Source organism: Kinneretia sp. DJ1R-11, assembly GCF_025717595.1.
GTDB lineage: Bacteria > Pseudomonadota > Gammaproteobacteria > Burkholderiales > Burkholderiaceae_C > Paucibacter_A.
On sequence record NZ_JAJIRR010000008.1, the window covers coordinates 240526 to 258180 of the forward strand.

At 67.2% G+C, this 17655-nt stretch carries 12 protein-coding genes; 10 read left to right on the forward strand and 2 right to left on the reverse strand.

Annotation, left to right across the window (positions count from 1 at the left end; translation table 11 throughout):
- Positions 1 to 14 precede the first annotated feature (14 nt).
- Genes guaD through LNV23_RS15190 form a run of 6 tightly spaced genes read left to right on the forward strand, consistent with a single transcriptional unit; the run spans position 15 to position 8055 of the window.
- Positions 15 to 1364 (forward strand): guanine deaminase, encoded by a 1350-nt coding sequence (guaD, locus tag LNV23_RS15165; RefSeq protein WP_263563726.1) that lies wholly within the window; start codon positions 15 to 17, stop codon positions 1362 to 1364.
- A gap of 50 nt (positions 1365 to 1414) precedes the next feature.
- Positions 1415 to 2962 (forward strand): ABC transporter ATP-binding protein, encoded by a 1548-nt coding sequence (locus LNV23_RS15170; protein WP_263563727.1) that lies wholly within the window; start codon positions 1415 to 1417, stop codon positions 2960 to 2962.
- Positions 2949 to 4046 (forward strand): ABC transporter permease, encoded by a 1098-nt coding sequence (locus tag LNV23_RS15175; protein ID WP_263563728.1) that lies wholly within the window; start codon positions 2949 to 2951, stop codon positions 4044 to 4046. The genes LNV23_RS15170 and LNV23_RS15175 overlap by 14 nt, the downstream gene beginning before the upstream one ends.
- 7 nt (positions 4047 to 4053) lie before the next feature.
- Positions 4054 to 4974 (forward strand): ABC transporter permease, encoded by a 921-nt coding sequence (locus LNV23_RS15180; RefSeq protein ID WP_263563729.1) that lies wholly within the window; start codon positions 4054 to 4056, stop codon positions 4972 to 4974.
- A 49-nt stretch (positions 4975 to 5023) separates the two neighbouring features.
- Positions 5024 to 6199 (forward strand): BMP family ABC transporter substrate-binding protein, encoded by a 1176-nt coding sequence (locus tag LNV23_RS15185; RefSeq protein ID WP_263563730.1) that lies wholly within the window; start codon positions 5024 to 5026, stop codon positions 6197 to 6199.
- Positions 6196 to 8055 (forward strand): VanW family protein, encoded by a 1860-nt coding sequence (locus LNV23_RS15190; protein WP_263563731.1) that lies wholly within the window; start codon positions 6196 to 6198, stop codon positions 8053 to 8055. The genes LNV23_RS15185 and LNV23_RS15190 overlap by 4 nt, the downstream gene beginning before the upstream one ends.
- Positions 8056 to 8336: 281 nt before the next feature.
- Here the strand turns inward: LNV23_RS15190 and LNV23_RS15195 are convergent, their stop codons facing one another.
- The gene (locus tag LNV23_RS15195; RefSeq protein ID WP_263563732.1) at positions 8337 to 9269 is read right to left on the reverse strand and encodes a helix-turn-helix transcriptional regulator; all 933 of its coding nucleotides are present in this window, start codon (positions 9267 to 9269) and stop codon (positions 8337 to 8339) included.
- 802 nt (positions 9270 to 10071) lie between these two features.
- Between LNV23_RS15195 and rsgA the strand changes: the two genes are divergently transcribed.
- The 4 genes from rsgA to LNV23_RS15215 all read left to right on the forward strand — a co-directional run bounded on the left by rsgA (position 10072) and on the right by LNV23_RS15215 (position 16649).
- Positions 10072 to 11196 (forward strand): ribosome small subunit-dependent GTPase A, encoded by a 1125-nt coding sequence (gene rsgA / locus LNV23_RS15200; protein ID WP_263563733.1) that lies wholly within the window; start codon positions 10072 to 10074, stop codon positions 11194 to 11196.
- Positions 11197 to 11265: 69 nt separating this feature from the next.
- A complete protein-coding gene (locus LNV23_RS15205; RefSeq protein WP_263563734.1) occupies positions 11266 to 11619 on the forward strand; it encodes a nuclear transport factor 2 family protein in 354 nt (117 codons plus the stop codon).
- A gap of 287 nt (positions 11620 to 11906) precedes the next feature.
- Positions 11907 to 14174, forward strand: coding sequence for a TonB-dependent receptor plug domain-containing protein (locus tag LNV23_RS15210; RefSeq protein WP_263563735.1), 2268 nt, complete (start codon positions 11907 to 11909; stop codon positions 14172 to 14174).
- A gap of 207 nt (positions 14175 to 14381) precedes the next feature.
- A complete protein-coding gene (locus LNV23_RS15215; protein ID WP_263563736.1) occupies positions 14382 to 16649 on the forward strand; it encodes a diguanylate cyclase in 2268 nt (755 codons plus the stop codon).
- 49 nt (positions 16650 to 16698) lie between these two features.
- Here LNV23_RS15215 and LNV23_RS15220 read toward each other — a convergent pair whose 3' ends face one another.
- A complete protein-coding gene (locus tag LNV23_RS15220) occupies positions 16699 to 17601 on the reverse strand; it encodes a LysR substrate-binding domain-containing protein (RefSeq protein ID WP_263563737.1) in 903 nt (300 codons plus the stop codon).
- Positions 17602 to 17655: the final 54 nt, after the last annotated feature.

Here is a 17655-nt window from a genome sequence, read left to right on the forward strand (position 1 = left end):
CCTGAACCTGAAACATGCCCGATCATTCACCGTTGAACTTGCCCGGCCCCGGCCGCAAGCTCGCCCTGCGCGGCGATCTGCTGGACTTCAGCGCCCAGCCCGACTGGGGCCAGCTGGACAGCTCGGCCGTGCGCTTCCAGCCCGACCACTGGCTGCTGATCGACGAGGCCGGCCGCATCGCCGGCACCCAGGCGGAGGCGCCTGACGCCAGCTGGCAGCAGGTGGACCACCGCGGCCGCCTGATCCTGCCGGGCTTCATCGACACCCATGTGCACTGCCCGCAGCTGGACGTGATCGCCTCCTACGGCGCCGAGCTGCTGGACTGGCTCAACCGCTACACCTTCCCGGCCGAGCGCCGCTATGCCGACCCGGCCGTGGCGGCGGCCGGTGCGGCACGTTTTCTGGATGCGCTGCTGGCCCACGGCAGCACCTCGGCCGTGGTGTTTCCTACCGTGCACAAGGGCTCGGCCGAGGCCTTGTTCGCCGCCGCCGAGGCGCGCGGCATGCGCCTGATCACCGGCAAGGTGCTGATGGACCGCCATGCGCCGCCCGAACTGCTGGACGATGTGGCCGGCGCTGAGCGCGATTGCATCGATCTGATCCAGCGCTGGCATGGCAAGGGCCGCCTGGCCTACGCCGTGACGCCGCGCTTCGCCCCCACCAGCAGCCCGGCTCAGCTGGCCATGGCCGGCGCGCTGTGCCGCGCCGATGCTTCGCTGTACATGCAAACCCATGTGGCCGAAAACCGCGAGGAGGTGCGCTGGGTGGCCGAGCTCTTCCCTGAGGCGCGCAGTTACCTCGATGTCTACGAGCGCGTCGGCCTGCTGCATGAGCGCGCCATCCTGGCCCACGGCATCTGGCTGGACGAGACCGACCGGCAACTGCTGGCCGCGCGCGGCGGGCAGGTGGCGCACAGCCCGTCCAGCAATCTCTTTCTGGGCAGTGGCCTGTTCGACTGGCCGGCGGCGCGGGCCAGCGGCCTGGGGGTGAGCATGGCCAGCGACGTGGGCGGCGGCACGAGCTTGTCCATGCAGCGCAATCTGCTGGACGCCTACAAGATCCAGGCTTTGTCGGGCCAGCGCCTGAGTGCCTGGGTGGCTTTGCATGCCGCCACCCGCGGCGCGGCGGAAGCCCTGGGTTTGCAGCAGGAAGTGGGCCACTTTGGCCTCGGTACACTGGCCGATGTGTGTGTTTGGGATTGGGCCCGTGGCCCGGTGGCCCAGGCACGCGACGAGCGGGTGGCGCCCGGCCATGAGCCTCAAGCTTTGCATGAACGCGTGTTCGCCTGGATGAGTTTGTCCGACGAGCGCAATCTGCACAGCTGTTATGTGGCCGGCCAGTGCCGCCACCAGCGGGATTCATAGACCTCTTTGTTTTTGATTGATTGACTTGCGCCAGCCGGATTGACGACCCCATGACTTTGCGACTCGCACTCACCGGCATCAGCAAGCAATACCCGGCCGTCAAGGCCAATGACGACATCAGCCTGTCGGTGCAGCCCGGCCAGATCCATGCGGTGCTGGGCGAGAACGGTGCCGGCAAGTCCACGCTGATGAAGATCATCTACGGCGCCGTCCAGCCCGACGCCGGCCATATGCTCTGGAACGGCCAGCCCGTGCGCCTGAGAAGCCCGGCCCAGGCCCGGGCCCTGGGCATCAGCATGGTCTACCAGCACTTCTCGCTGTTCGACACGCTGACGGCGGCCGAGAACGTCTGGCTGGGCCTGGACAAGGCTTTCAGCCTGGCCGAGGTGATCACCCGCATGCAGCAGCTCTCGGCCAGCTATGGCCTGGAGGTGAACCCGTCCCGGCCGGTGCATTCGCTCTCGGTGGGCGAGCGGCAGCGGGTGGAGATCTTGCGGGCGCTGCTCACCGAGCCGCAACTGCTCATCTTGGATGAGCCGACTTCGGTGCTGACCCCGCGTGCCGTCGAGCAGCTTTTTGCCACCCTGCGCCAGCTGGCCGCCCAGGGCTGCGCCATCCTCTACATCAGCCACAAGCTGGACGAGATCCGCGCCCTGTGCAGCCATTGCACGGTGCTGCGTGCCGGCCGGGTGACCGGCGAGGTGGACCCGCGCACGCAGAGCAGCGCCGAGCTCTCGCGCCTGATGATTGGCGCCGAGCCGCCGGCCCTGCCCAGCCGGGCGGCCAAGGCCGGCGCGCTGGCGCTGGAGGTGCAGCGCCTGAGCCTGGCCAAGGCCCAGCCCTTTGGCAGCACCCTGGTCGATGTGGGCCTGCGCCTGCACGCCGGCGAGATCCTCGGCGTGGCGGGCGTCTCGGGCAATGGCCAGCAGGAGCTGCTGGCAGCGCTGAGCGGCGAAGACCCGCGCGCGCCGCGCGGCAGCGTGCAGCTCTTCGGCAGCGACATCGCCCGCGCCAGCCCGCGCCGCCGCCGCCGCATGGGCCTGCATTTCGTGCCCGAGGAGCGCCTGGGCCGTGGCGCCGTGCCCGAGCTTTCGCTGGCGCAGAACACCTTGCTCACCCGCACCGAGGCCGTCACGCGCTGGGGTTGGCTGCGCCAGGCCCAGGTGCAGCGCCTGGCCCAGCATTTGATCGCCCGCTACCAGGTACGCGCCGGTGGCGCCGGGGCAGCGGCGCGCAGCCTTTCGGGTGGCAATTTGCAGAAATTCATCGTCGGCCGCGAGATCGATGCGGCCCCCAAGGTGCTGCTGATCGCGCAGCCGACCTGGGGTGTCGATGTGGGCGCGGCGGCGCAGATCCGCGCCGAGCTGCTGCGTCTGCGCGATGCCGGCTGTGCGATTTTGGTGATCAGCGAGGAGCTGGACGAATTGTTTGAACTCTCTGACCGCCTGGCCGTCATGGCCCAGGGCCGCCTGTCGCCGGCCGTGCCGGTGGCCGAGACCAGCCGGGCACAAATCGGCGAATGGATGAGCGGGCTGTGGGGCCGCGAGGGCTCGCGAGAAGCAGGTGGTGGGGGAGGAGGTGCGCATGTTCCGGCTTGAATCCCGCCCCCAGCCTTCCAAGCTGATGTCCCTGGCCTCGCCGCTGCTGGCCCTGGGCCTGACGGTGCTGCTCGGCGTGGGCCTCTTTCTGCTGCTGGGCAAGGACCCGCTGCGCGGCCTGCAGATGTTCTTCTGGGAGCCGATTCGCTCGGCCTATGCCTGGAGCGAGCTGGGCCTGAAGGCCACGCCCCTGGTGCTGATCGCCCTGGGCCTGGCCGTGTGCTTCCGTTCCAATGTCTGGAACATCGGCGCCGAGGGGCAGTTCATCATCGGCGCCCTGGCCGGCGGCTGGGTGGCCATGCAGGCCGGGCCGGACAGCAGCCGGTGGATCGTGCTGGCCATCCTGGCCGCGGGCGTGGCCGGCGGCATGGCCTGGGCTGGCATCACGGCGCTGCTGCGCGCGCGCTTTCATGCCAATGAGATTCTGGTCAGCCTGATGCTGGTCTATGTGGCCGATCTGCTGCTCGGCTATCTGGTCTACGGGCCCTGGAAAGACCCGGGCGGCTACAACTTCCCGCAAAGCATCAGCTTTCTGGCCGTGACCAAGATCCCGCGCCTGATGGAGGGCTCGCGCCTGAACATCGGGGTGCTGATCGCGGCCGGCTCGGTGCTGGCCTTCTGGCTGCTGCTGTTCCGTACCTACGCCGGCTTTGCCCTGCAGGTAGGCGGCATGGCACCGGCGGCGGCACGCTATGCCGGCTTTTCGTCCAGCCGCGCGCTCTGGACGGCTTTGCTGCTCTCGGGCGCCATGGCCGGCCTGGCCGGTGCGCTGGAAGTGGCCGGGCCGCTGGGCCAGCTGACGCCGTATGTGCCGGCGGGCTACGGATTCGCCGCCATCATCGTCGCCTTTGTCGGCCGCCTGCATCCGGCGGGCATTGTGTTCTCGGGCCTCTTGATGAGCATGTTCTATATCGGCGGTGAGCTGGCGCAGTCGCGCCTGGGCCTGCCCAAATCCATCACCGGTGTGTTCCAGGGCCTGCTGCTGTTTTCGCTGCTGGCCTGCGACACCTTGATCCACCACCGCATCCGCCTGCGCCGCCCATCGGTGGGTGTGAGTGCGCGTGCTGGCGCGGCCCACGTCTGAGGCTGCCATGGACGCCATTGCGCTTCTGATCGCCGCCTCGCTGAATGCCGGCACCTTGCTGGCCCTGGCGGCCCTGGGCCTGCTCATCAACGAGCGGGCCGGCATCGTCAACCTCGGGGCCGAAGGCCTGATGCTGGTGGCTGCCATCGCCGGCTATGCCACCGCCGTGCACAGCGGCAGCGATGTGCTGGCCTTTGCTGCCGGCATGGGCGCGGGCGGCCTGCTGGCGGCCTTGTTCGGGCTGCTGGTGATCTGGCTCAACACCAACCAATACGCGGCCGGCTTGGCGCTGAGCCTGTTCGGCAGCGGTTTCTCGGCCTTTGTCGGCTTGCGCTACACGCAGGAGAAGCTGGGCCCGCGGCCGAGTTTCGAGATCCCGGTCCTGGCCGACATCCCCTTCATCGGCCCGGCCTTGTTCAAGCAGCATCCGCTGGTGTATGCGGCCATGGCCTTGACGGTCGGCCTGGCCTGGTTCCTGTATCGCTCGCGCGCCGGCCTGGTACTGCGGGCGGTGGGCGAGTCGCCGGAATCCGCGCATGCGCTCGGTTACCCCGTGCGGCGCATCCGCCTGGCGGCGGTGGTGGCCGGTGGGGCGCTGTGTGGGCTGGCGGGCGCTTTTCTCTCGGTGGTCTACACGCCGCTGTGGGTGGAGGGCATGACGGCCGGCAAGGGCTGGATCGCCCTGGCCCTGACGACTTTCGCCACCTGGCGCCCGGCGCGCGTGCTGGCCGGCGCCTATCTGTTCGGCTTTGTCACCATGCTGCAGTTCCATCTGCAAGGGCAGGGCGTGCAGATCGCCAGCCAGTTCCTGAGCATGCTGCCCTACCTCAGCACGATCGCCGTGCTGGTGCTGATCTCCAGCAAGCCCGGTTTCATTCGTGCCAATATGCCGGCTGCCTTGGGCAAGCCGTTTTTCCCCGGTACTTGATCTTTCGTTTTCTGATCCCCTCAAAGATTCAACACAAGGAGTGCGCACCATGTCCTCGCCGTCTGATCTCCCCAAACGCCATGCGCTGAAGTTGGCCGCCTGTTCGAGCCTGGTCCTGACTGCCGCCTTGGTGGGCTGCGGCAAGAAGGAGGAGGCGGCCGCGCCTGCTGCGGCATCGGCCCCCGCCTCGGCCAGCGCCGCCAAGGCCGAGCCTCTGAAGATCGCATTCGCCTACGTCGGCCCGGTCGGCGATGGCGGCTGGACCTTTGCCCATGACAACGCTCGCAAGGCGGTGGAGAAGGAGTTTGGCGACCGCGTGCAGACCAGCTTCGTCGAGAAAGTGCCCGAGGCGGCCGATGCCGAGCGCGTCTTCCGCGACATGGTGGGCCAGGGCAACCAGCTGATCTTCGGCACCACCTTTGGCTATGGCGAGTCCATGCTCAAGGTCGCGACCGATGCCCCGAACGTCAAGTTCGAGCATGCCACCGGCTACAAGCAGGCCGCCAACCAGCGCACCTACGACTCGCGCACCTACGAGGGCGCCTACATGGCCGGCGTGATCGCCGGCAAGATGAGCAAGAGCGGCGTGATCGGCGTGGTGGGCTCCATCCCCATCCCCGAGGTGATCCGCAACATCAACAGCTTCACCCTGGGCGCGCAGACCGGCAATCCGAAGATCAAGGTCAAGGTGGTCTGGGTCAACAAGTGGTTCGACCCACCGCAAGAAACCGAAGCCGCGCAGACGCTGATCAATGGCGGCGCCGACGTGCTGATGCAGAACACCGACTCCAGCGCGGTGCTGCAGACGGCCGAGAAGAACGGCAAGCTGGCCTTCGGCTGGGATTCCGACATGACCGCCTACGGCCCCAAGGCCCACCTGGGCTCGGCCGTCATCAACTGGGCGCCGTATTACATCGCCGCTGTGCGTGAAGCGCTGGACGGCAGCTGGGCGGCCGGCCCGGGCAAGCATGCCTGGTGGGGCGTCAAGGAGGGCGCGATCGACCTGGTCTCCATCGCCGAGCAGGTGCCCGCCGAGACCCGAGCCGAGATCGACAAAATCAAGGCCGGTCTCAAGGACGGCAGCTTCGCCATCTGGAAGGGCCCCTTGGTCGGTCAAGACGGCAAGGAAGTGCTGAAGGCCGGCGAAGTGGCCGACGACAAGTTCCTGTCGGGCATCAACTTCTACCTCAAGGGCGTGGAAGGCAAGGTGCCGAACGGCAAGTGAGTACGGCAGCCCAGGCCCCGGAATTTCGCCCGCCCAGCCGCCGGCAAGCGGCCTGGTTCTGGTTCCGGGTCTGGGCCCATGTCCTGCGCCGTGGGCTGCGCAATGCCGCTGACTTCAGCTTGCGCCGCCATCGGCCCGTCTCCGAGCAGGGTTGGGCCGAGGCGCCTGTGCTCGCCGAAGTGCGTTCCCCCTTGTGGCAGGACAGCGCGCCCGAGGAGTTCATGCTGCTGGCCGGCAAGGTCGAGAACCTGCGCCGCGCTGTGCCGGCTTTTGATGGCCTTTACCTTTCCGCCGGCCAGACCTTGAGCTTCTGGCGCCAGCTCGGGCCGCCCTGGCGCGGGCGCGGCTTTGTGCCGGGGCGCGAGATTCGCGAGGGCTGCGTCGTGCCCACCGTGGCCGGTGGCCTGTGCCAGCTGTCCAATGCCCTGGCTCGGGCCGCGCGCCTGGCCGGCTTCGAGTTCCTGGAGCGCCATGGCCACAGCGCGCGCGCGGCGGCGGAACCGGGCTTTCTTGCTGCCAGCATGGACCGCGACGATGCCACGGTGTTTTGGAATTATGTCGACCTGCGCCTGCGTGCACCGCTTGACTGCCGTCTAGAGCTGGAGCTCAGCGCCGAGCAGCTGATGGTGCGTATCCGCGCGCGACATTCGGTCGACTCAGCGGCCACGCCGGCCGCGCGCGCCCGGTCACCGCGTACGCTGCCGCTGCTTCCCGAGGCGCCGCCAGCGCGAGGCTGCCTCAGCTGTGGCGAGCAGCGCTGTTTTCGCCACGGTCGTGGGCCGCGCCCGGCGCCTGTGGCCGCGCGCCGCCTGGTCCTCTTGAACCAGCCTGGCCCCGAATTGCTGCAGTGGCTGGAAGGGCAAGCCGGCTGGTCCGAGGTGCAGCGGTGGCGGCCTTGGCAGCGAGCAGCGCGGCGGGCTGCGGCGGATCCGACCTCAGTGACGTCGCTGCCCTGGACGCTTCGCCTGCGCCTGCTTGCGCTGGGCCTGTGCCGCGCGCTGGCCTTGCGCTTGCAGTTGCAAGCCATTTGGCCGCGCCGTGCGCCACCTCGCCAGGCCTTGATGCAGTGGGCCGATGAGGCCTTGGCACGCTGCTATGCCCGTCACCTGCGCCCCGAGCAGCGCGAACTGTTGCTGGACCAGTCCCTGCTGCTGCCCTTGGCCGAAGCCGGCGCCTTGGGCGGGCGGCGCTACGAGGTCTGGCTGAACTGCCTGCCCATGGCCGAGCTGCAAGACCGGCTTGACCAAGCCGCGCAGCGCTGGCCGCAAGATCCGAATTTGCGCGACTTTCGCCTGCCGCTCGCGCGGGCGGAGCGGGAGTTGCGGGCTTTGCACGGAGCCGCCGCACTCTGGACCTCGCATGCCGAGGTGGCCCGGCTGCTGCGCGAACGGCATGGGCTGACGGTGCAATTGCTGCCCTGGCTATGGAAGCAGGAGTTGCCGCATGCGCCCCTGCGACCCGGCATCGCCGGCCCGCCGCGGCTGGCCCTGGCCGGCAGTGCGCTGGGTCGCAAGGGCGCCTGGGAGCTGGCTCAGGTGCTGCGCGAGCTGGGCTGGCCGCTGCGTGTGCTGGGCAGCCCGCTCAGCGATCCCGCGCTGTGGGCTGGTTTGAAGGTCGAGCATCGCAGTCCGGACCGTTCGGATGCCCTGGATGGGCTGGACGCACTGCTCCTGCCCGCTTACATCGAGCATGCGCCGCGCTTGCTGCTGCGGGCGCACGGTCTGGGGCTTCCGTTGATCGTCAGCCCGGCCTGCGGCCTGCCGCCGGGCATGGCCTGGGCCGAGGTGGCGGCCGGCGATGCGGCGGGCCTGCGTGCTGCGCTGCTGGCTTTGGCGACAAGCTTGGCTCGGCCTTAGGCGTCCTCGCGAGCGCCGGCTTCTTCGCTAGGCGAGCGGCCTAGGGCCTGCTCACACTACAGATGCCTGTGCGAGAGGGGCAGAAAGGGCCCCAGGCTAGGCGGACGACGAAGCCCAGGCTCGCCGCCTGGGCGAGGAGTTCAACGACGAATGGGGCCCTTTCTGCCCCTCTCCCGAAGGGTTGCCACACAAATCACCGTGCACGTTGTTGCAAAGCCTCGCCGGGGCGTGACCCCGGTTTCGTTTTGCGCCTAGCGCACGGCGATTTGTGAGGCAACGCATCAGGCATCTGTAGTGTGAGCAGGCCCTAGCAGATTCATGGACATGGCCCGGGCCACCGCCTGGGCGCGGTTGGCGGCGTTGAGCTTGCGCAGAATCTTCTGCACATGATTCTTGACGGTCAGGGCGCTGATACCCAGCTTGACGCCGATCTGCAGATTGCTCATGCCTTCGCGCAGCCAACCGAGGATCTCGCGTTCGCGCTCGGTGATGCCGCAGGCGCCGCTCTGGCGGGCGCTCTTGCTGGCCTGGGGCGTCTCCTGCAGTTCGCGCTCGACCGTCTGAACGCGCTGCCAGGTTCCGTGCAAATAGGGCGTCAGCAATTCCAGCAGCATGGACTGGCGGGCCTGGTCTTCGAGGCTGGTGGCCTCGACGGCCTGGGCCAGCACGAAGAAGCTTTCCAGCTCGGCCGGTCTTTGCGGCCGCGAGACACCATGCACCAGCAAGCTGGTGTAGCCGGCGCCCAGCAGTTCATGGCTGATCGCGCTCAGGCCCGCTTCGTCGAGCAAGGGCGCGAGGCTGACGCGCAGCGGCTTGCAGCGCATGGCGACCCAGCGCTGTTGCAGGGCTTGCAGCAGCGTACTACGGCCATCGCTGAAGCTGCTCTGCAGTTCGGCGCTGACGGCCACATTGTTGAAGAGCTCGAACTGCAGTTCGCGGCGCTGGCGCTGGTAGGCGCCACAGGCCAGCAGCTGGTGGGGCAGCAAAGCCTGCAGATTGCTCTGCGTCCAGACAAAGAACTGGTAGCGGCGCCGTACCTCCAGCGCGGTCTCGGCCGCGCGCACGATGGCCTCGACATGCTTGCCGTTCAGATAACCGCCAGTTTCATCGTTGCGGCTGAAGTCCTCGCTCGCTGCAGCCTGGCCACTGCTCATCAGGGGCGGCGTGGCGGCGAGGGTGGGGGGGCAGTCGGGAAAGGTGTGCATGTCATCCATGGAAGGGCCGGTGGCGGCAGCAGGCGCAGCTTAGGTGCGGCATATGACGACTTGTTGACCGGCGCAGGATGGTTGTGAGGGGCGATCCGCTGAGATCAGGGGTATAGAAACTTTGTTTTTCGTCAAATCTCCGTCACAAAGTCTGTGCACAATAGCGTTCATCCAAGGCGACAAACCGGCTGCAGATTGGGCAGAGTTCTGGAACCCGTCACCAGCGCGTTGGAAACCGTCGTTCCGCAAGGAATGTCCGGAAGTCAGAAGGGCCACAACCTCAGGGTGCGTGGCCCTTTGCTTTTGTGGCCCGCCTTTTGAGCCCAGCCTTTACGCCCTTCGCACAGATCGATGTGGCGTCGCGACACCCGCCTTGACCGTGTTCGCCGCCCACAGGCACACTGGGCCCTCGCTCAACCCATCAACAAGAAAAGGAGTAACACCATGGCTGCAAATGATCTTGTCGTTTCGCGTGCGTCGGCTGTGCTCCTGAGCCGCATCTAGGCAGTTCTTGCCCCGGGCCGGTCGCTATGCCGCCCGGATGCTGTGATGAAGTGATCGCGTGTTCCTAGGCCGTGCCTTTTAGAGGACTGCCGCTGAACCGTTCAGGCACGTCGCCGACGCCCCCCGCCACCCAAGCCCACCTTTCAACAGGTCTGGCGCCGCTGTGCTTTGCGCTTGCAGAGCCCGCGCGCGGACCGGTGCGCTTGCGTCCGGGCCGGCCTTGCCTTCACGAGCGCAGCTCTGCGCTCGTGCCGTGGCACGGCATGGGCGGCGCAAGCGCACCGCTTGCCCAAAGAGCACACAAAGAATGAACGCTTCATCCCTCATGGAATTCAACAGCGACTTCGAATCACAAGAACTTCCGGCCCTGCAATCGCTGGGCTTTTCCTTGCAGCACCACCTGCCCGCGCTGCGTTCGCTGGGGCCGGACGCGGTCGGCGCGGCGCCCTGGCGCCTGGTCGAGCTGCAGCGCGACGGCCATGGCCGCCTGCAATCACCGCAAGGGCTGCGCGCCGCGCGGGCCTTGCCCAGCCTGATTCAGGCCTTGCACGCCCAGGGCGAAAGCTTGGCCGTGGGCGACTGGTTGCTGGCGCGCGAGAACGCGCAGGGCGAGCTCTGGGCCGAGGCCCGCCTGCCGCCTTTTCACGCGCTCAGCCGGCGTGATCCGCAAGGGCGGCGTCAGGCCTTGGTGCACAACGTGGACTTGGCCTTGCTGGTGATGGGCCTGGACCACGACTTCAAGCTCGCGCGCCTGGACCGCTATCTGGTGCTGACGCGCGCCGCAGAACTGCCGGCCCTGCTGGTGCTGAGCAAGGCGGATCTCTGTCCGGACCTGGAGGCCAAGCTGGCCCAGGTGCGCGCCCATCTGGGGCGGCAGTTGGGCACGGCCGTGCTCGATGTGCTGGCGCTCGATGGCCAGCCGGAAAGCTGCCGGGCGGCCTTGCAGCCCTGGCTGGGCCGCGGCCAGACGCTGGTGCTGCTGGGCTCCAGCGGCGCCGGCAAGTCGACTCTGAGCAATGCTTTGTGCGAAGGCGCTCAGCAGGCGGTCGGGGCGGTGCGGCTGGACGACAGCCGCGGCCGCCACACCACCACCACGCGCAGCCTGCGGCCTTGCGTGGCCGGCGCCTGCATCATCGACACGCCGGGCCTGCGCGGCTTGCAGCTCGATGCCGATGTGGCCACGGTGCGAGCGGCCTTCGATGATGTCAGCGAGCTGGCGCAGGGCTGCCGCTTCCGCAACTGCAGCCACAGCGGTGAACCCGGCTGTGCGGTGCGCGATCAGCTCAGCGCCGGGCGCATGAAGAGCTTCCACAAGCTGCAGCGTGAAGCCGAGCGCGAGAACCAGGGGCCTTTGGAACGTCGCCAGCAGCTCTCGCAGTGGAGGGCCATCGTCAGCAGCAGCCGGGCGGCGACCAAGCTCAAGCGCGGCTGAGACAGGCCGGGACAGAGCCGGAGCCGCATGGGACACTGCGGCCCGGTTCACCGTTTCATCTCGCACGCCATGAGCACTATCGAACGCAGCCCTGCCGACCTGGCCCAGGCCCAGCTGGAGGCCTACAACGCCAAAGACCTGGAGGCCTTTTGCGCCTGCTACAGCGAGGACGTCAAGGTCTGGCGCATGCCAGCCGAGGCGCCGCGCACGGTGGGCCTGGCGGCATTTCGCGAAAGCTACCGCACGGGGCCGTTTGCCCTGCCACAGGTGCAGGCCGAGGTGCGCGAGCGCCTGCTGATGGGCCAGACCGTGGTCGACCATGAATGGGTGCACGGCCGCGGCCCGGAGGCCCAGCAGGTGATGGTGGTCTACCGTTGCCGGGCCGGGCGTATCGCGGAGGTGTATTTTTTTGGGAATGAATGAGTGAGTGAGGGTGAAGGGGTGAACAGGTGAACACGTGAACGGGTGAATGGTTCACCAGGCGCGCAGCGCCGCTCACCTGTTCACGTGTTCACTCGGCATTCCGCATTCGGCATCCGCTCGCGCCCGTAAAGAAGTTAAAAGGCCGCCCGCCGCGGACGGCCGCCAGGTCTGCCTGTGCCATGCTTCGCGCCGTTTCTGCTACACCCCTGTTTGCTGCGCGTTCAGCGCGACCGGCCCTGCCCATGAAAACTGCACCCTGTTTTGCTTTTGCCCCTTCGCTGCTGACTATGAGCCTGGCCCTGGCGGGTTTGCCTGCGCAAGCCCAGAGCGTGGCGCCGCCGGCTGCTGCGGCCAGTGCGCCAGCCAAGTCCGCCGCGCCCCGGCCGGTCGCGCTGCCGGCGGGCAAGAATGAGCAGCTGCAGCGCGTTGAGGTCAGCGGCGGCCCCAGCGACGAGGCCGTGCGGCGCGCCTCGACGGCGTCCAAAATCATCATCACCCGCGAGGAGATCGACCGCTTCGGCGACAGCAGCGTCGGCGAGACCCTGAAGCGCCTGCCCGGCGTGACCACCGGCGGCCGGCCCGGCCGCGGCGGCGAGGTTCGCATGCGCGGCATGGGGGGCGGCTACACGCAGATCCTGGTCAACGGCGAGCGCATGCCGCCGGGCTTCTCGCTGGACCAGCTGCCGCCCGAGCAGGTCGAGCGCATCGAGGTGATGCGCGCGCCCACGGCCGAGTACGGCGCCCGGGCCGTGGCCGGCACCATCAATGTGGTGCTGCGCGAGGCCTTGCAAAAGCGCCTGAACGATTGGCGCGCCGGCCTGAGCCTGGAGCGCGGCCACATCAGCCCCAGCCTGAGCTGGAGCCGCAACGACAAGCTCGATGAGCAAGGCGGCGCCTACAACCTCAGCGTCAATGTCCAGCAGAGCGAGAACCGCGACCACAGTTTGTCCACCTCGCTGAGCCGCGATCTCAGGACCGGGCTGCAGAGCCTGCAGCGCACCGACAGCCAGAATGAGGACCAGCGCCGCAATCTGCACCTGACCGCGCGCCTGCAGTGGCGCCTGGACGGCGGTGACACCTTGAGTGTCCAGCCCTTTTTGATGGCCATGCGCAGCCAAGGCCAGAACCAGGCCCAGCTGCAGCGCGAGGGTCAGGTCGACCCGGCGCTCAACACCTTTGACCGCAGCCAGACCGCCTCGCGCAACAGCATGGAAATGCTGCGCTTCAACACCCAGTGGAGCCACCGCATCGACGAGGAGAGTCGCCTGGAACTGCGCGCCGGTGCCGGCGCCGGGCGCGGCGATTCCAGCAGCCTGCGCGAAGAGTTCAAGACCGGCACACCGGCGCCCAGCCGTATCCAGCAAGACAACAGCGACAGCAGCGACCGCAACTGGAGCTTGAACGGCAAATACTCGCGCCAGTTGGAGAACGAGCACAGCCTGGTCGGTGGCCTGGAAGGCGAGGGCACGCGCCGCGAGCAGGAGCGCCGTTGCCTGCAGAACGGCGTGGCTTGCCCTGGTCTGCTCGATTTCGGTGACGATCTGGCGGCCTCGACCCAGCGCTTGGCCCTCTATGCCCAGGACGAGTGGAGCGTGGGCAAGCAATGGTCCTTCTATGCCGGCCTGCGTGGCGAGACCATCGCCACGCGCAGCTCGGCGGCCAATTACGCGGTCAGCCACCGCGCCAGTGTCTGGACACCGCTGCTGCACGGGGTTTGGAAGTTCGACGAAAAGAGCCGAGACCAGATCCGCGCCAGCCTGACGCGCAGCTACCGCAGCCCCAATCTGCAGGACCTGATCGCCCGGCCCAGCATCAATTCCTTCTACCCGTGCGCCAGCGGCCAGGCCTGCGGCCCCAACGAGGTCAACCATGCCGACCGCTCGGGCAACCCCTTGCTGCGCCCTGAGCTCGCCACCGGCATCGACGTCGCCTACGAGAACTACCTCAGCAAGGGCGGCATCCTGAGCGCCAGCTTCTTCGCGCGCCGCATCAGCGACCTGATGCGCAATGTCACCCGGCTGGAGACCGTCTCCTGGGCCAATGTGCCGCGCTGGGTGAGCCGGCCGCAGAACATCGGCAATGCCCTGACCCTGGGCCTGGAGCTGGAGGCCAAGTTCCGCCTCGACGAGTTCGTGGAAGACGCCCTGCCCATCAATTTGCGCAGCAATCTGAGCCTGTTCCGCTCGCGCGTGGACGGCATTCCCGGTCCCAACAATCGCATCGACCCGCAGCCACGCGCCACCGCCAATCTGGGTGCCGACTACCGCCTGCGCAGCCTGCCGCTGAGCCTGGGCGCCGGCCTGAACTGGACGCCAGCCACCGTCGTGCAGCAAACCCTGCTGACCGAAGCCCGCAGCAGCCGCAAGCTGGTACTGGATGCCTTCGCGCTCTGGAACTTTGACCGCGACACCCAGTTGCGCCTGTCGGCCAGCAATCTGGCGCCGCTGGACTACACCACCGGCAGTACCACCACGACCGAGCGCCTGCAGGTCATCAACGAGGGCGGTGGCCGCAGCTATACCGTTTGGCAGCTGCGTCTAGAAATGAAAGTCTGAGAGCTTGAGGGTTTTTTACTACGCGACCGCCATGCGTCGTTGGTCCGGTGCTCGGAATCCTCACGTACAGGATGTACGTTCCGGTTCCTGCGCTCCGTCCGCCTAGCCTGACGGTCGCTCGCTACAAAAACTCTCAAGCTCTGAGCGAAGTAGCTCCTGAGTTCTGGGCTAGCATGGGGCGCTTGCTTCAGCAGGAGGGTGGCGTCCTTGATCGATCGCGTGATGTTCCTTCGGGCCGGGCGCCAGGCCTTGGCTGCGTCGCTTTTGTGGTCCATGCTGTCCATGCTCCTGCTGGCCGCTCTGTTTTGGGCGCCGACCGCGCGCGCTGAGAACCAGGCGCCTGCCAGCAGCGCCGCGCGAGCCCTGCCAGCCGCCAGTGCCGCCATTCAGCTCAGCGCGGCCGAGCGTGACTGGATCGACCAGCACCGCCACCGCACGCTCACCGTGGGTTTCGACCCCTTCGCGGGCATGGACAGCTTCGAGTTCCGCGGCCAGCGCATGGGTCTGCTGCCGGCCTTGCTCAAGGACATGCAGAGCCAGCTGGGTCTGCGCCTGGTGCCGGCCGATGTGAAGGGCTGGGACGATGCCTACAGCCGCTTCTTGCGCGGCGAGATCGATGTGCTCTACGGCGCCAACCCCACGCCCGAGCGCGAAAAAATCATGCGCTTCACCCAGGCTGCGCAGCGCTACCCCTATGTCGTGTTCGCCCGCAAGGACTCGAGCGTGCAGACCCTGGGCGATCTCGACGGCAAAACGGTCGGCTTTCTGGCCGCCGACTTTGTCATCGAGCAGCTGCCCAAGGAGTTTCCCAATATCAAGTTCCAGGTCGCCAGCTTCGACGACCAGGCCGCCGGGCTGCGCGCGCTCAGCGAGGGTCGGGTCGACGGCTTTGTGACCTCGGGCGGCGGCGTCGAGTACGAGTTCCTGCACCAGTTCCCCAGCTTGACCTTGGTGGCCGAGCTCAAGTCCATCACTTCGGACATGACCTTCGCCGTGGCCAAGGAGCGGCAGCTGCTGAGCCAGATCATCGACCGCTACATTGCCCAGCGCCCGGAGCAAATCCGAGCCCTGACCCAGGACGCGGCGCGCAGCTACAACCGCAAGGTGCTGCGCCTCAGCCCCGCTGAGCTGCAGTGGCTGGACGAGCGTGGCGAGGCCGTGGTCGGCGTGGCCGAGGATTACCTGCCCTTCGACCATTTCGACAAAGGCCAGTACAAAGGCATTGCAGGCGCCACCTTGCAGCGTATCGGCGACATCATCGGCATCCGCTTCAAGGTGGTGGGCGCGCCGTTTGCGCAGCTGATGGAGCAGGCGCGCCACGGTCAGGTCGACGTGCTGAACATGGCCAAGACCGACGATCGCCTGGCCGACTTCATCTTCCCGCGCGCCATCAGCAATGAGCGCGACATCATCGTTGGCCTCAAGAGCAGCCCTCCGGTGCAGGATGTCTATGGCCTGGACGGCCTTCGGGTGGCCGTGATCGACGGCTTCTGGCATGAGGAATACCTGCGCAAGAACCTGAAGAGCCCGCAAATCGTCAAGACCGCCAGCATCATCGAATCGCTGCAGCTGGTGCGTGACGGCAAGGTGGCTTACCTGATTGAGAACCCGACCGTGGCCGAGTTCTACATCAACGGCTTGGGCTATGGCGATGTGGTCAAGCGCGGCATCACCTCCAAGGACTCCTTTATTTACTTCGGCGTCAGCCGCCGCCAGCCCGAGCTGGCAGCCATCATGGACAAGGTCATTCCCCTGGTCCAGTTCGAGGAGATGAAGTACCTGGGCATTCAATCGGTGCCCTCGCTGCGCAATGAGGCCAACAGCCGGCTGCTGACTCTATTGGCCATGTTGGGCGCTGTGCTGCTGTTGATCTTGGTGCTGACCGTCCGCACCGTGCGCAAGCTGATCGAGCAGCGCGCCAAGACGCAGTTTCTGCACGAGCGAGAACACTTGCTTTACACCGACAGCCTGACCGGTTTTCACAACCGCAATTACTTCAGTCACCGGCCCGACCATGGCGAGCCGGCGCAGGCGACGGATTTCCCGCAGGCCGTGGTGGTGGCGGACATGAACAACCTCAAGCATGTCAATGATGCCCATGGCCATGCCGCGGGCGACGCGCTGATCCAGCTGTTCGCGGAAACCGTGCGCGCGCAATGGCCTGAGGCCGATGCCTACCGCATCGGTGGTGACGAGTTCTTGTTCTTGCTGCCCGGCCGCGGCGAAGCGGCGCTGCTGGTTGAGCTGGAGGCCTTGAAGATGCGCTGCCAACTGAACCGCCGCGAGCTGGCGCCCGGCTTTTGGGTCAGCCCCAGTGCCGCCTTGGGTCATGCCATGCGTGACTCCGCCGCGCAGTCGCTCCAGGCCTGCATCGCTCAGGCCGACACGCGCATGTACGAGGTCAAGGCCGGCATGAAAAAGCGCCGCAGTGACCACGCTGAGCCGGGCGGTTCGGCCGGCGACACGGTCTCGTGAGCGGCCGATTCCTGCGGCGACGCGCCGCTTCCTGCCCTGCAGTTCCGTCCTAAGAACCTGCCTGTTCTGCCGGCGCGCGCACTAGCAATTGCTCCAGCAACTCAATCCGGTGCCGGTGCGGTGTGGTGATGGCGTAGAAGCGCTCTTGCAGCGTCGTGGATTGCCCCACGGTCACCAGCAGGCCGGTGCGCAGCTCGTCTTGAACCACCACTTCTGGCAGGACCGTCAGCCAGCCGCTGTCGCGGGCGATCAGGCGCAGCATGGCCATGTCGTCGACCTCGGCACGCAGCCGCGGGCTGACACCGGCTGAGGCGCACAGGGCGTCGAACTGCGCGCGCAGGGCGTGGCGTGGGCCGGGCAGGGCGATGTCCAGACCGTCCAGATCCTCGGGCACGCGCAGGCTTTGCGAAGCCCAGCGCGAGGCGGGGCCGACCAGGGAGATGGACTGGCTGCCCAAGAAGCGGCAATGCAGGGGGCGGTCCGGATCGGATGGCACGGTTTCATTGGCCAGCACCACATCGAGCTGGTGCTGCATCAGGCGTGTCAGCAGGCCTTCCAGCACCCCCGACTCCAGGGTCAGCACCACCGAGGGGTCGGCCAGCAGAGGGCGGATCCAGTTTTCCTGGTAGTTGCGCGACAGGGTGGCCACGCTGCCAACCCGCAGCCGGGTGATGCCTGCCGTGCGCCCTTGCAGGCGCCCCAGCATCTCCTGGCTGAGGCCAAAAATGTTTTCGGCATAGGCCAGGACCAACTGGCCGGTGTCGGTCAGCAGCAGGCGGCGACCTTCGCGGGCGAACAGGGCTTCTCCCAGGCGCTCTTCCAATTGCCGGATCTGGGCCGAGACCGCCGATTGCGAGGTGTGCAGCTCTTGCGCCGCTTGCGTCAGATGCCCGAGCTTGGCGACGCGCCAGAAGTAGAACAGGTGGTGGAAGTTGAGTTGCTCCAGCTTCATTGTTCTGTTTTGTATATCGTTTGGTTACTATCAATGTAATTTACAGAACGGATG